The sequence below is a fragment of the Treponema sp. UBA3813 genome (assembly GCA_002368605.1).
Lineage (GTDB): Bacteria > Spirochaetota > Spirochaetia > Treponematales > Treponemataceae > Treponema_D.
On sequence record DFEB01000049.1, the window covers coordinates 18,439 to 32,759 of the forward strand.

General features: G+C 42.4%; 17 protein-coding genes. 5 read left to right on the forward strand and 12 right to left on the reverse strand.

The genetic code is table 11. From position 1 onward, the window contains the following. Window positions 1-20: 20 nt before the first annotated feature. The 11 genes from B2089_RS08005 to B2089_RS08055 all read right to left on the reverse strand — a co-directional run bounded on the left by B2089_RS08005 (window position 21) and on the right by B2089_RS08055 (window position 10,462). A complete protein-coding gene (locus B2089_RS08005; RefSeq protein ID WP_296325082.1) occupies window positions 21-1,967 on the reverse strand; it encodes a WD40 repeat domain-containing protein in 1,947 nt (648 codons plus the stop codon). Beyond that, the gene (locus B2089_RS08010) at window positions 1,957-3,081 is read right to left on the reverse strand and encodes a M50 family metallopeptidase (protein ID WP_296325085.1); all 1,125 of its coding nucleotides are present in this window, start codon (window positions 3,079-3,081) and stop codon (window positions 1,957-1,959) included. The genes B2089_RS08005 and B2089_RS08010 overlap by 11 nt, the downstream gene beginning before the upstream one ends. Continuing rightward, window positions 3,069-4,166 carry a 1-deoxy-D-xylulose-5-phosphate reductoisomerase gene (dxr, locus tag B2089_RS08015; RefSeq protein WP_296325089.1) on the reverse strand — a complete coding sequence of 366 codons (1,098 nt, stop codon included), beginning with the start codon at window positions 4,164-4,166 and terminating at the stop codon, window positions 3,069-3,071. The genes B2089_RS08010 and dxr overlap by 13 nt, the downstream gene beginning before the upstream one ends. A 3-nt stretch (window positions 4,167-4,169) precedes the next feature. Next, on the reverse strand, window positions 4,170-5,003 hold the full coding sequence (locus B2089_RS08020; protein WP_296325091.1) for a phosphatidate cytidylyltransferase: 834 nt from the start codon (window positions 5,001-5,003) through the stop codon (window positions 4,170-4,172). A gap of 12 nt (window positions 5,004-5,015) precedes the next feature. Further along, window positions 5,016-5,735 carry a polyprenyl diphosphate synthase gene (gene uppS, locus B2089_RS08025; protein WP_296325094.1) on the reverse strand — a complete coding sequence of 240 codons (720 nt, stop codon included), beginning with the start codon at window positions 5,733-5,735 and terminating at the stop codon, window positions 5,016-5,018. Beyond that, on the reverse strand, window positions 5,736-6,278 hold the full coding sequence (frr, locus tag B2089_RS08030; protein ID WP_296325097.1) for a ribosome recycling factor: 543 nt from the start codon (window positions 6,276-6,278) through the stop codon (window positions 5,736-5,738). A gap of 102 nt (window positions 6,279-6,380) precedes the next feature. Continuing rightward, complete coding sequence (gene tsf / locus B2089_RS08035; protein WP_296325100.1) at window positions 6,381-7,214, reverse strand: translation elongation factor Ts; 834 nt, start codon at window positions 7,212-7,214, stop codon at window positions 6,381-6,383. 42 nt (window positions 7,215-7,256) lie between these two features. Then, window positions 7,257-8,120 (reverse strand): 30S ribosomal protein S2, encoded by an 864-nt coding sequence (rpsB, locus tag B2089_RS08040; protein ID WP_296325103.1) that lies wholly within the window; start codon window positions 8,118-8,120, stop codon window positions 7,257-7,259. A 166-nt stretch (window positions 8,121-8,286) separates the two neighbouring features. Beyond that, window positions 8,287-8,877 (reverse strand): Maf family protein, encoded by a 591-nt coding sequence (locus tag B2089_RS08045; protein ID WP_296325105.1) that lies wholly within the window; start codon window positions 8,875-8,877, stop codon window positions 8,287-8,289. Window positions 8,878-9,031: 154 nt separating this feature from the next. Then, a complete protein-coding gene (locus B2089_RS08050) occupies window positions 9,032-9,736 on the reverse strand; it encodes a HEAT repeat domain-containing protein (protein ID WP_296325108.1) in 705 nt (234 codons plus the stop codon). Between the two features lie 102 nt (window positions 9,737-9,838). Beyond that, entirely contained in the window at window positions 9,839-10,462 is a 624-nt protein-coding gene (locus tag B2089_RS08055; protein WP_296325110.1) for a hypothetical protein, read from the reverse strand. 56 nt (window positions 10,463-10,518) lie between these two features. On the opposite strand from B2089_RS08055, the gene coaD reads away from it, so the two are divergent. The 5 genes from coaD (at window position 10,519) to rpmE (ending at window position 12,834) form a co-directional block, all read left to right on the forward strand. Next, window positions 10,519-11,007: a pantetheine-phosphate adenylyltransferase gene (gene coaD, locus B2089_RS08060; RefSeq protein WP_296325113.1), complete on the forward strand. Its 489-nt coding sequence runs from the start codon at window positions 10,519-10,521 to the stop codon at window positions 11,005-11,007. Between the two features lie 137 nt (window positions 11,008-11,144). Beyond that, window positions 11,145-11,333 (forward strand): 50S ribosomal protein L32, encoded by a 189-nt coding sequence (gene rpmF, locus B2089_RS08065; protein ID WP_296325114.1) that lies wholly within the window; start codon window positions 11,145-11,147, stop codon window positions 11,331-11,333. A gap of 52 nt (window positions 11,334-11,385) precedes the next feature. Then, entirely contained in the window at window positions 11,386-11,622 is a 237-nt protein-coding gene (gene acpP, locus B2089_RS08070; RefSeq protein ID WP_296325117.1) for an acyl carrier protein, read from the forward strand. A gap of 78 nt (window positions 11,623-11,700) precedes the next feature. Then, the gene (gene rnc / locus B2089_RS08075; protein WP_296325120.1) at window positions 11,701-12,432 is read left to right on the forward strand and encodes a ribonuclease III; all 732 of its coding nucleotides are present in this window, start codon (window positions 11,701-11,703) and stop codon (window positions 12,430-12,432) included. A 192-nt stretch (window positions 12,433-12,624) separates the two neighbouring features. After that, the gene (rpmE, locus tag B2089_RS08080; RefSeq protein WP_296325123.1) at window positions 12,625-12,834 is read left to right on the forward strand and encodes a 50S ribosomal protein L31; all 210 of its coding nucleotides are present in this window, start codon (window positions 12,625-12,627) and stop codon (window positions 12,832-12,834) included. Window positions 12,835-12,936: 102 nt separating this feature from the next. Here the strand turns inward: rpmE and B2089_RS08085 are convergent, their stop codons facing one another. Further along, window positions 12,937-14,070: a class I SAM-dependent methyltransferase gene (locus B2089_RS08085; RefSeq protein ID WP_296325126.1), complete on the reverse strand. Its 1,134-nt coding sequence runs from the start codon at window positions 14,068-14,070 to the stop codon at window positions 12,937-12,939. Window positions 14,071-14,321: the final 251 nt, after the last annotated feature.

Here is a 14,321-nt window from a genome sequence, read left to right on the forward strand (position 1 = left end):
AAAAGTATAATTCACTTTATTTAGAATTTAAACCAACTTCCGTCAGTTGTAAGATACCAGTCTGCAAGCACGGTGTTGAGACTCGGATTATACCAGCTGATGGAACCGTCACGATTCAAAACAACCATTTTGCTCTGGGTCTTCACTGTTTTTATCGGCATAGAAGCTGAGCGCCTGTACAATAAATCTCGGCGTGTCGAAAGGTTATATGATCGAACCTGACTTTTTCCTATGTTTGTAAACAAAACATTTCCATACAGCGAAGCAAAAGCTTCACTGTCTTCATCAGTGATTGAACTCAGATAACGATACGCTTTAGTCTGAGGTTTGTAAGCAAAAATCGAAGTAGTGAGTTTCTTTGTCTGGGCATTCGTATAAATTGTGATTCCATAGAATTCAGAACTATTCTGATTCGGATCGAAACTAAGCGAGTAGGCGACATTACCTTTCATAGAAAGAGGGACGGTTTCCTGTGTGTTTACATTAACATAGATTAGAGGCACATTAGGAGAAGAACCGCTTGATTTTGCAATATATAAATCAGTTTCATTGAAAAGAATCGCGTCCTGAATGCTAGTTCCTTGATAAAGTTGTTTTTTCTTAAACGATTGAATATCAATCATATTTACAGAAGAATTTGACTCAACATCAATCAAAGAGTTGCCGTACAATTTAAGAACTTGGACAGTACCCACCGGTGCAAAAAGCTGCGTAGTTCTTCCACTTGAAAGTTCCATCATAACAACGGCTTTCTTGGAATCTTTCGACCACAAAATAATATTCTCACCATAGGAAATGATGTTCGTATATCCAGAATTTGAAGCTTTTCTGTCAACATTTGCATTATCGTATGAAGAACGGAAAATGGAGTTAGGCGTAAGGAAGTAGAAATCCTCACCAACAGCAGCGACATCGTAGATTTTATCATACATTTTGTCAGTAAGAGCCTGCAAGACATCAACACGCTCGGCCTTAACATAATCAAATTTATAGACATTACCAAAATTCGTTCCGGCATATATTTCTTCATCAGCAAGGTTTGCGCATACGACAGACTCACCAGTTTTTAGTCCTGAAAAAGTACGCTGGATTTCTGGAGCGATTACAGCCTTATTTCTGTCATTTGCGACCTTAAAGAGCTTAAACTGCCTGTTTTCATTCACAATGTAATATAAATCTTTAGAAGAGTTTGAACCGATGAGAACTGGATTTGCAGACCGATTTATTGGGAATCGTCCGATTGTGTTTCCAATTGCCAGAACAACAAGTAATTCATTTTCACGGATGCCGGCTCCAAAACGACTGTTGTTGAACATACAGAATTGAGACAAATCATACTCTGTATTGAAAGATTCTTTTTTCTCGCCGTTTTTCAGATTGTAGTATGAAAGGATTCCTTTTGGAGAATACATTACGACAGAATTTTCCGTATCAGATGTTTGGACATAATTTACTACACCCGTATTCCCCTTGATTTTGTTACGGATGACAGATCCATTGCTTGAATTAAGGAAAAAAGCTCCGCTTACGCTCGCCGTACCGCAGATAATGTAAGTTCCTTTTGCTGAATAGGCAAGACTTGTGAGAGAGTCCGTAAAACGAAAGGCGAATTTTCTCGTAAAATTCTTCCAGTTCCAGACAGAAACGCGATTTAATGAAGCTCCGTCACTTTCGTAAACGGCGATTTCGTTTCCGTTGGGGCTTCGGGCAATCATCTTAATAGGCAGGTCAGAAATCTGATAGTGTTCGCCAATGCCGTCTTCAGTCCACTTAATTAAGAATCCGTCGTTTCCAGCAGAAAAAACCGAGCCGTCAGAATTTTCAAGATATGCGACATTTGAAACCGCGCCAGAATGAGATTGGGTAGAAATATGGGACTGAGCATAAATTAGAAATGAGGAATTAGCAATTAGGAATAAATGTATTAAAATGTGAGAAAGATTTTTAAAAATCACTTTATTTTGCATTTATAAGCTCCGAAAAATAGTGAAAATCACCGCTCAGGGCCAGCATAAAAAGACCGGCGATAATGGCAATTCCTACATATTGTACAACATTTCGCGCTTTTGGGGAAACCTTGAGACCGAAAATCGCCTCGATAAGAGATGTAAGCACAAGGAATCCGTCAAGAATCGGAATCGGAAGCAGGTTCATGATAAAGAGCGACACACTTATTAAAGCCATGAAATTCAAAACAGATACAATCCCGCTCTTAAATCCTGCAGAAAAGCCTGATTTTGCAACATTTCCGAGCATTGAAGTTATTCCGGCCGGTCCGCGAACTGATTCAGAAGCCTTTACTTCCCCCTTAAAAAGCATTGCAATTCCCTTAAAAGAAAGCTTTATTACCTTAAAAGTCTCAAAAAAACCACGAGCAAGAGCCGGAAAAAACGAATATTTTTTTGCTTCTTTTCTGACTAATGTATCTTCATCCGAAACACTCATAATACCGATTTTTCCAGCACCTGATTTTTCATCCCTATCAGTATGAACTGTAAACTCCAGTTCTCTTCCATTTCTGTCAACAATTACCTGAATATCTTCGTCCGCATGAGCAGAAACTTCTTCAACCAAATCGTCAAAAATATTAATTTCGCATTGATTTATCCGGATTATTTTATCTCCGCTCAATATTCCTGCATCTTTTGCAGGAGAATGAAGTTCCGGATACTCTTCAGTTGCGAGTCTTACAGTATTTCCGAGGTAAATTTCCGTATATCCTGTAATCGCAATCACAAAAAAAGCAAAGACAGAAAAGAGAAAATTGGAAAGAGGACCCGCAAAGCCGATAAAAGCCCTGGAAATCGCCTTTACGCCGTAAAATGAATCTTTTTCCACCGCCGTATTTCCATTGTAGAATTCCTCAAAATCCTGCTCGCCCTTCATGGCACAGTAACCGCCGAAGGGGAGAAGGGAAATACGCCAGTCAGTACCATGCCATTCTTTATGAAGGAGAACCGGCCCCATACCGATTGAAAAAGCCTCAACTTTTACCCCGGAAAGACGGGAAGCCGCAAAATGCCCCAGCTCATGAATAAAAACGAGAAAACCAAGAAAAATAATTCCAATTATAATTGACATTTTTTCCGAGCCAGCCTGTCTGCCTCAAAGACATCGCTTAAATCCCGCGGGATTTTACTCCAGTCCGAGCCGTGGAGAACATTTGCCACCATTTCGCCGATTTGCAAGAAGCCGATTTTGCCGTCGATAAAGGCCTGAACCGCAATTTCATTTGCCGCATTGAAAACAATGGGATAAGAGCCGCCTTTTTCAGCAGACTCAAAGGCAAGGGCCAGCATGGGAAAATCATCCATACGGGGCTTTTCAAAAGTGAGGGTGCGTTTTCCGTCGGCGGTGTCGGTTAAGTCAAATGGCTTCATAAAATCACTTTTTACTTGAGGCCAGTCAAAAGCCTGTAAAATAGGATGCTTCATGTCTGGCTCAGAAAACTGTCCGTACACGATTCCGTCCTTTGTGCGCACCAGGGAGTGAATCACGCTTTGTGGATGAACTACGACCTGAACCTGGCTGGCTTTTACATCAAAAAGACGGACAGCCTCAATCACTTCAAGCCCCTTGTTGCCGAGAGTGGCCGAATCAATCGTAATTTTTACGCCCATATCCCATGTAGGATGCTTGAGGGCGTCAGCGACTGTGACCGAAGCGAGTTTTTCCCTGGGGAAAGTACGGAAGGGGCCGCCGCTCGCCGTAATTATGATTTTATCAATATTTTCTTTTTTGCACTGGTGGATAAGGGTAAAAATTGCCGAATGCTCAGAGTCCACGGGAAGAATCCGGGAGCCGCTTTTTTTTGCCGCCTCAAACATCAGGGGGCCTGCCATAACCACAGTCTCTTTGTTGGCCAGGGCTAAATCAAGTCCTGCCTCAAGAACCGTCATGCTGGGAAGAAGACCCGCGCTCCCTGCGATTCCGTTTACAACGATGTCAGGCTTAGTCTCGTCAAGAAGCCGCTTGATTCCGTCGATTCCATCGGTTTTCGTAAGTGAAGAAGGGCAGGAGAATTCTTTAGAAAGAGCTTCAAGCTCAGCCTTTTTTGAATTTGCCGTTAAACCGCAACAGACAAAACGATCGCGTTGATTACGCAGAATATCAAGGGTACTGCTACCGATTGAACCGGTAGCGCCGAGAACAAGAATTTTTTTCATAACCTAGAACAAGAAATTGATTCCAAAATAGTAAACAGGAGCGACAAAAACAATACTGTCAATAGAATCAAGAACTCCACCGCGACCAGGAATTATAGTACCAGAATCTTTCACTTCGGCAGAACGCTTTATAACCGATTCTACTAAGTCTCCGGCAATCGCAACAAAAGCAACAAAAAATCCAAAAAGAAGAATTTTTACGACAGAACCATAAAAAATCTCAGGAAAAAGCAAATGAGCGACAAAGGCTGTAAGCATTGTACCAGCAAATCCACCAAGGAAACCTGCGATAGATTTATTTGGACTAGCTTTTATGAAGCCTTTATTGTTTTTTCCAAAAAGAATTCCAAAAAACCATGCCACTGAGTCACACATGCAAACCATAAGGAAGAAAAATGCGATAAATTCCCTTGAATGCTCGTGAATAGTCATGCGAGACACAAAACTAGGCAAGAATCCTGCATAAAAAATAACAAACACAGAAGTAACGAGATGAGAAAGAGAATTTTCGAATGAATTTGCACTTAAAACTTCATAAGCCATACACAATAGAAGTACAAATAAAAAAGCATAGTTTATAATGGAAACCTTAAATTCTAACAAAGCAGCCAAGGCAGCGATAAAAGGAATGATAACAGACGCAATCAAAACTACAGGACGAGCCTGAAGAGAAAATTTATGAGCAAGCATGGCATACAACTCACTGGTCGCAAGCAAAGATGCCGCAAAAACCAGGACATGAAGCGCAATATGATGAAACTGATTAAACCACACAAGGCAGATAACTAAAGGCAAGCCAATAAAAAAAACAAGCAATCTCTGCACAACTTTATTCATAAATCCCCACCATTACGAATTCGGAACAGCTCCGAACCGTCTGTTTCTCTGCTGGAATTTTTCAATATCAGCAAAAAACTCATTCTCATTATAATCCGGCCAGAGCGTATCTGTAAAGACAAACTCTGCGTAAGCACACTGCCAAAGCAAGAAATTACTAAGACGCTCTTCACCGCCAGTGCGAATCATAAGATCCACAGGGGGAAGTGAAGGAATATCAAGTGATTTTGAAACCAACTCTTCGCTTATATTTTCGGCAGTTACGCCACTTTGGACAATTTTTTTGATTCCACGGACGATTTCGTCACGACTTCCATAATTTATGGCAAGAACGCATGTGGTTCCAGTAAAATGCTCTGTATCTTTTTTTGCGTTAAGAATTTCTGTCTGAACATCGGCAGGTAAACCGCTCAAATCACCAATATGCTCGACTTTGATTCCGTTTTTTTTGTAAAATTCAAATTCGGCGCGCAAGTGACCTTTAATAAGAGACATTAAATAACCAACTTCTTCCTGAGCGCGCTTCCAATTTTCGGTTGAGAAAGTGTAAAGAGTAACATATTTAATTCCGAGTTTTGCCGCCGCCGCCACAATTTTTTTTGCACTGGTCAAGCCTTCTTTGTGACCAGCTGTTCGCGGCAATCCCCGTTTTTTTGCCCAGCGGCCGTTACCATCCATGATGATTGCAACATGCTCTGGCAGGCCGCGGGCAATTATTTCTTCGGAAGTCATTTAGGCCATGATTTCCTTTTCTTTGGCGTCACAGACAGCCTGAATGTCTGCGATATATTTATCAGTGAGTTTCTGAAGGTCGTCAGTCTCTTTTTTAAGCTGATCTTCGGTAATCTCACCGGCTTTCTGCTGCTTTTTAAGATCGTCGTTTCCATCACGGCGAATATTTCGGATTGTTGTTTTGTAATTTTCACCTACCGATTTAGCCTGTTTTGCCAATTCCTTGCGTCGGTCTGCGGTGAGGGCAGGGATAGCGATTCGAATCACTTTTCCGTCGTTTGAAGGATTCAAGCCCAAATCAGCGACAAGGATTGCCTTTTCGATTTCTGTAATGAGAGATTTGTCAAACGGAGAGATAACGACAGTGCGTGCCTCTGGAATAGAAATCTGAGCGACCTGATTGAGAGGAGACTTGTTTCCGTAATAATCAACACGAACTTTGTCAAAAAGCGAAGCTGATGCGCGACCAGTTCGAATCGTGTTCATCTCATTCTTGAGACCCTCAATCGTTTTGTCCATCTTAGACTTTGCGTCAAATGCCATACTAATTCCTCCGTTTCAAGGGCAAATGCCATATCGGACTCTTTCCGATAAAAAAATACAAAAGCGGTCAGAAGCGAATCCGACCGCCATTTTCAAGGAAAATTATTTTCCGAGAATGTAAAGAGCGACCTTTTTGAATGAAAGTTTAGCTCCAACTGCTTTAGAAACTTCTTCGAGTTTTTTAGCAACAGAAACTTTGTCGTCTTTTACGAACATCTGGTCAACAAAGCAGATTTCAGCAAGGTGTTTGTTGATTTTGCCCTGAAGGATACCAGCCTTAACATTCTCCGGCTTAGAAGCCATTTTCTCGTCCTGAGCCATCTGAGCCTTGAAGATTTCTTTCTGCTCATCGATGTAGCTCTGTGGAACTTCTTCTTTTGTAGTGTAAGAAGGTGTGAATGCAGCCAAGTGCAAACAGCAGTCTTTTGCGAAGACTTTTACATCGTCAGAATCTGAGCCTTCAACGACGACAACTGCGCCAGTCTTGAAGTCTGAGTGAACGTATGTAGAAGCTACGCTTCCAGCCGGAACATCGATAACTTCGAGGCGGCGGAGAGACATATTCTCACGGATTTTTGTAGCAAGCTCAAGAACCAAGTCCTCAAGCTCTTTTTCGACTTTTGTGTATCCTTTTTCGAATACGATGTCGAGAATTTTTTCGCCCAAAGCGATAAAGTCTGCGTTTTTTGCAACGAAGTCTGTTTCGCAGGTAACTTCAGCGACAGCAATTTTATTTCCGTTCTGTCGGACGAAAATGCGGCCTTCAGAAGTAGCTCGTTCAGCGCGTTTTGCTACGGCAGCCAATCCCTTTTCTTTGAGGATTTTCTCTGCCTCAGCAGCGTCTCCGTTTGCTTCTGTGAGTGCTTTTTTACACTCCATCATGCCTGCGCCTGTTTTTTCGCGCAATGCTTTTACATCAGCAGCAGTAATTGCCATTTTTAACTCCAGTATGTAATCCCGCACAAGGCGGGAATCAATTTATTTGATTTTTGACTCGTCGATTTCGTCGTCGTCGTCATCCTCAACTTCATCCTTCTTTGTATCTTCTTCAGTTGGAGTGTAGTTTGAGTAGTCAACGATTTCTTCATCGTCTTTCTTTGTAGAAGCATCAGTCTGAACATCATCCTCGTCACCGAGAGTCTCGATGATTTTGAGACCTTCTTCATTGTTTGCTTCAACAACTGCGTTAGCGATGATTGAAGTAAAGAGGCTGATAGCACGAATAGCGTCATCATTACCAGGAATCGGGTAGGTGATGCCCTCTGGGTTACAGTTTGTATCAACAACAGCAACAACAGGAATACCCATGCGGCGAGCTTCTGCAACTGCAATCTGCTCTTTGTGTGTATCAATAATGAAGATAATTCCAGGAAGTTCTTTCATATCTTTGATACCGCCGAGGTTTTTCTCAAGCTTTGCCTTTTCTTTCTGAAGATTTGAGACTTCTTTCTTCGTGAGGTTGTCGAATGTTCCGTCAACTTCCATTTTTTCGATTTTCTTAAGTCTCTGAAGTGATTTTTTGATTGTTGCGAAGTTTGTAAGCATACCGCCAAGCCAGCGATTGTTTACATAGTACATGCCACAGCGCTCTGCTTCTTTAGCGATAGCCTGCTGAGCCTGTTTTTTAGTTCCTACGAAAAGAACTGATTTTCCAGAAGAAACAACCTTACGAACAGCCTCGTAGCTGTCCTTGATAGAAGCGATTGTCTTCTGCAAGTCAATGATATGGATACCGTTGCGCTCTGCGAAGATATATTTCTTCATGCGCGGATCCCATCTTTTTACCTGGTGACCGAAATGTACGCCAGATTCAAGCAAACTCTTCATGGTTACAACTGCCATTGAGTTTCTCCTTCACCGGAATTCATTGATTTTGGCTTTTTGCCTGTGAATTCCACCGTCTCTTGTTCTCGTGCCCGCTAAGCGAGCCGGATGATTACGAATTTTACTTCCAGCCACCAGCCTTTCATAAAACCCGACAGAATTATGTAAATATCAATTTTGAATACTATTCAAGAATCGAATAACCCTGTTCTTTTAACATATCATAAAGTTCAAAAATAGGCAAGCCGACAACATTTGAATTGGTACCTTCGATTTTTTTAATAAAGCACGACGCCAAACCTTGGATTCTGTAACCACCAGCAGTTCCGTGCCAATCCCCAGTCTCAACATACCATTCAATTTCTTCCTGAGTCATTGGTGCAAAAGTAACATTCGTGATTGATGTACGGCTTGATGCATACATGAGTTCGCCGTTAAAAAGGGCAAGCCCCGTAATAACCTGATGAGTCTTCCCCTGAAGTTCTTGCATAAAGCGCACGGCTTCTTCGTTATCAACCGGCTTACCGTATAATTTTCCGTCAAGAAGAACCATTGTGTCAGCACCCAAAATCCACGGAATCTCATGACCGGCAGGGTAGGTACGCGCCACCGCATCAACCTTTCGACTCGCGAGATATTCAGGAACTTGTTCCAAAGGAATATCAGACGGATACTTTTCATCAAAATTTGAAACTTTTACCTGATAAGGAATATTCAAGAGTTTTAAAATCTCTTGCCGACGCGGAGAGGAAGATGCGAGAATAATCGGTTTCATAACTCCTCCTTGAACTAAAAAAAATCAACGCATATCTTAATATAAAATTAAGATATCTTCAATATTCTTTTTGATAAAAAACACACACCGACAAAAAAAAAGCGGAGCCTTATAAAAAAACTCCGCTCTCACAAAACAAAAGTATCAAATAAAGTTACTTTGATTCTTTTTTATTTGAACCACTGTTTCCAGTCTGAAGAGTCTTAAGAAGCGCAAGAGCTCTATCCCGGACAGGTTTTACATAATGATAGTTTGTAGCAATCTGACCCACAGACTGAATCATTGCGCTTTTATCCTGCACTTTATCAGCGATTTTTTCGTACGCAACAAGAACCTCAAATGCAAGAGAACTTGTTGGGTTCAAAACCGCGTTCTTTTTATTTGCCCATGCGATTGTATTTACAACATCATCATTGTCATTCATACCAATCTCGCCAAGCGAGCGAACCGCCGCCGTGATTACCATAGGCTCATTGTCTGCAAGAGCAATATTCTTGAGAGTTGTCTTAGCCTCTGGAGTCGGAACTTTTGCAAGAAGATCACAAGCTTTTGCACGGATATCCGGATAATTGTTCACAAGACGACCACCCTGTCGTGACTGAGTATTAATACCCTCGCCAGCGAGATGATCCAAAGCCACCATCATATCTGGAGAAACCCTACCGTCTTCTACAGCCGATTCAAGATACTGAAGGGCGACAAGCTTATTGTCACGCTCATCAGAATTAGCAAGCTCTGTAATAACGACATCCTCAACTGTGCTCAAATACTCGTCTTCCGCAGAGCGCTCTTGTGCCACAAGTGAAAACGCCAAAAGAACTGCACAAGCCGTGCAAGCAATTTTTTTCAAAGATTTCATGTAAAAAATCCTCCTAGAAGAATAGAGTGAAACAAGACACTCTTTTCACATTATATAATATAAACTTTAAAATTGCAACTTAGTTCATGCAAAACACATTCATTAATCATCAATAGGGGGGAGATGAACCATCCATCGTCCGTTAATCTTATTGAAATAATAATAAACGATATCTTGCTCGCCCTGAACCTGAATTGCTTTTATATAAGTATCGGAAATATAACGAATCTCTGAAACCTCTCTTCCCCGACGAGCCGGAACAAACACATTCTTGAAATAATCCTGAAGCGAGGAAAGTTTTATCCCCTTTACAGGAAGGCGTTTTTCGGCCTTCTGGAGATTCTTCCGAAGTTTCCAATAGTCAACCGACTCCTGATCAACATAACCGACCCAGGCATTATAACTCTTAGTGCTTCCAGGATCTTTCATGATAACATCAAGCTCAGAGATAATTCGAAGAATCGTTTCCTTGTCTTCGGCAAATGTATCACGAGAAACCGAAATACCACCAACCGAACGAGAATACTCATCATCTTCCGCCTGAACCGTCGGCTCAGCGACCACCCCCTCAGGCTGCTCAACAACAGGCTCGTCTACCAATGTTTTTTCCGCTTCCACAACAGGAGTCGTAGCTACGGCTGAACTTCCGCAAGAAACAAAAAAAACACCAGAAACAAAACAAGCTGTGGCACAAAATGCAAAAGTAGTAATTTTAGAGATTTTCATGTGATAATAATACATCACTTGTGACAATCCGTCAAACATGTTAGAGTGAATTTATTATGACTTCCGCAGTATTTCCGGGAACTTTTGACCCACCAACAAACGGACATCTCAATGTCATAGAACGGGGCAGCCGCCTTTTTGACAAGCTTGATGTTGTCGTTGCATACAATCCCAACAAAGCCTACCTTTTTTCCCCAGAAGAAAGGCTTGAAATGCTCAAAAAACTCACATCACACTTAAAAAATGTCACCGTCCACCTTTGGGACAGGCTTATCGTTGAATACGCAGAAAAAAACAACGCAAACATTCTATTGAGAGGAATACGAAACACAAACGATTTCGCATACGAATTCGACCTTTCCCTCATGAACCACAATCTTGACTCAAAGATTGAAACGCTATTCCTCCCGACAGAGGCAAAATATGTCATCGTGCGATCAAGTTCAATCAAAGAGCTGGCACAGTTTGGGGGAGACATCTCCGGTATGGTTCCAAAAATTGTCGAAACGGCCATCCGAGACAAATACAGGGTAAAACAAAATTAAAAATGACATTTTTTAATTTTTTGTCATTCAAACTATTGACAATTACAACTTTGTTTGCAATAATAATTGACATTCGGGTGAAAACTGTTGTAGTATGAACCCCGTTATTCATAAAATCATTTAGTGAGGTTTATAATATGGCAGTACCTAGAGCGAAAACATCAAAAGCTCGCACTCGCAGACGACGAAGCGTGAATATGCGTCTTGAGGCTCCACAGCTCGCAAAATGCGGAAATTGTGGCAACCTCGTTTTGTCACATCGCGTTTGTCCGAAATGTGGTTTCTACCGCGGTCGCCAGGTAATCACACCTGAAGTAAACGGTTAACAAAACAAAAACATTGCGCTTTTAGCGCAATGTAAAAAGTAAGGAGAAAATCATGGACGAATTGTTCGTAAAAATCCAGAAACTCATCGCTGAAAAACTCGAAATCGATGAAAGCAAAGTCACAATGGAAGCTTCTTTCCGTGGCGACCTCGGTGCAGACAGCCTCGACACATACGAGCTCGTCTACGCTATCGAAGAGGAATTGGGAGTTTCAATTCCTGACGAGAAAGCAAATGAATTCGAAACCGTCAAAGACGCTTACGACTTCATCAAATCAGCTCAGGCATAAGTTTCAAGTCTAGAGTTGCAAAACACAGGTTTAACAGCCTGTGTTTTTTTTTATTTTAAATTGTGCTAGAATCGATACATGCTTTTATCAAATAAGAATCTTCCAGCCGGACGAGTAAAAGAGCTAACGGCATTTTCAAAAAATATTTCGATTAAGTTTTCAAACCTGAACCTCCTTGAGCTTGCTTTCACCCATCGCTCCTGCAGTCAGGAAGGAAAATCCCAAAAACACGAGAACAACGAGCGCCTTGAATTCTTGGGAGACAGCGTCCTCGGAATGGCAACCGCCGCCTACCTCTATGAACACCTTGAAAACAATCCCGAAGGGGACCTTGCAAAAATCAAAAGCACCGTCGTGAGCGAGCAGGCTCTTGCCCCCATAGCCCTTAAAATTGGCATTGATAAAATGCTCATTCTTGGGAAAGGCGAGGAAATGAGCGGGGGAAGGCGGAAAAGGGCAATCCTTGCGGACGCCGTGGAGGCTGTAATCGGAGCCTATTACCTCGATTCAGGCTACAAGGCGGCGGAAAAACTGGTCCTTGAATTCATGATTCCTGAAATTGAAAAAGTCCTCGCAAACAAGGGAACAAAAGACTACAAAACAATGCTGCAGGAAGCCCATCAAAAAAAATATAAAACCTGCCCCAGTTATGAACTGGTAAAGGAGACGGGCCCAGACCACGAGAGAACTTTCTGGGTCAGCGTGCACCTTAAAAACGCAATTTATGGGCCAGAAAGCGGGAAAAGCAAAAAAGAAGCCGAACAGAATGTGGCAAAAAAAGCTTGGCTTGAATTAATGCATAATTCATAATGTTCGATTCGGAATTCGGCTTTTCTATATTGACCATGATAATAAGTTTTTGATATAATCCGATAATCATCTTGTGGTATTAACTTGCTTCCTAACAGTGATGGAATGATAGAAGGTGCCGTTTTTTTCCGGCTTCAAGCTAGTGGTGACTGGGGTTGCTTTAATACCGGGCAAGAATAAGGAGTTATTTTTATGAAAAAGGGAATTCACCCAGAGTACAAACTTACAAAAATTACTTGCCAGTGTGGCAATGTAATCGAAACCCGCTCAACAGTCGAGAACATCCATGTTGAAATTTGTTCTGCCTGCCACCCATTCTACACAGGTAAGCAGAAGCTCGTTGACACCGCAGGACGAATCGAACGATTCAACAAACGCTTCGGTATCAAATCAGACAAATAAGCTGATATCCGTTTTTCGGAAAAAAACTCCCCAAAGAAGGGAGTTTTTTTATTTTAAAGACAATCAGAACCTTTATCATTACCAATCATGAATTATAAATTGCTAATCACTAATCGCTAATTTCCAAAGACGGCGGCCTTTCGTATCCTTAAAATCTTCGGGAAGGGACTCTTTACTCATGTCAAATACGGCAATCGCACTTCCAGAATCAGTCGTTTTAGGAAGAAGATTTTCGTCAAATTTGAGGCGGTGAGAGTTGGTTGAGAAGTATAGGACTCCGCCTTTGTTCAGAAGATTTAGGCATTTTTTGACAAGCTCAGGCCAGTCACGATTGATGTCAAGGGTATTACGAGTAGCCTTTGAATTCGAGAAGGTTGGCGGGTCGAGGATAATCATATCGTAACGGTTGCTTCCCTCGGCATTGGGAACCTCTGCCAGTTTCTGGTTCAAAAAGCCGGTGACATCCCCGCGGGTAAAGAAAAATTTGGGGCTGTCGGGGTCAAAGTCATTAAGGGCAAAGTTAAAGCGCGCCCACTCAAGGTAAGTGTTGCTCAAGTCCACGCTCTCGACTCTTCGCGCCTTTCCCTCGGCGGCATAGACCGAAAAACTTCCCGTATAGCAGAAAAGATTGAGGACTGACTTCCCTGAACAAGTCTCCCGGACGATTGAGCGGAGGGGGCGGTGGTCAAAGAAAAGCCCGGTGTCAAGGTAGTCGCTCAGGTTCACTTTGAAAAGCTGGCCGCACTCCTGCACGAAGCCGGCTACCGTTCGTTCGGAAGCCATTTTTTCATACTGGTTTTCGCCTTTCTGATGCTTGCGAACCTTCTGAATGACATGATTTTCGGGGATACCAATCGTTAGGGAAACGGCTTTTTTCATTTCATCAAGCCAGATTTGCTCATCGCTGTCTGATTTTTCATACGGTCTCTCATACAAGTAAAGATGAACAAACATCCGTTCGTTTTTTTCTTTTGCGGCGGAAAGGTCATTTGCGGAAATCCGGGCGTCTTCGGCTTTTAAAAAGAGAGCCGCGTCGATTTTTGAGTCCATGCCCTCAGGGAGGAATTCGTAAATGTCCACGGTCAGGGGAACTTCGGGGATGTCGCGGTCATAAAGGCGGTAGCAGGTGACTCGCTCGCGGCGGGCCCATTTTCGTAAGAGTTTGTATTTTTTTGCAAGGCGATTGGAGAAAATCTTCGCCTGATAAGCGTTCTGTTCGGCTGAGTTCTGATTCATGCAGACAGTATAGCAGATTTGCGCAAGGGATTGTAGCCCCGCCAAAGGCGTTCGTCGGTCGGCAAGCCGACCTTACCGAGTTTTCTACGAAAACTCGCGAAGCAACCGTAGGTTGCGGCGAATGGAGCGCGGTTAGCGCGGAAGGGCGAAAAGCCAAATGAGCACGAAAACGAGAGTGCTCACGACCGCCGCTTGCCGTCGGTTGCGCCCGAAATTATTTATATGGTGTAAATTCCAAGAAACAAATAGGA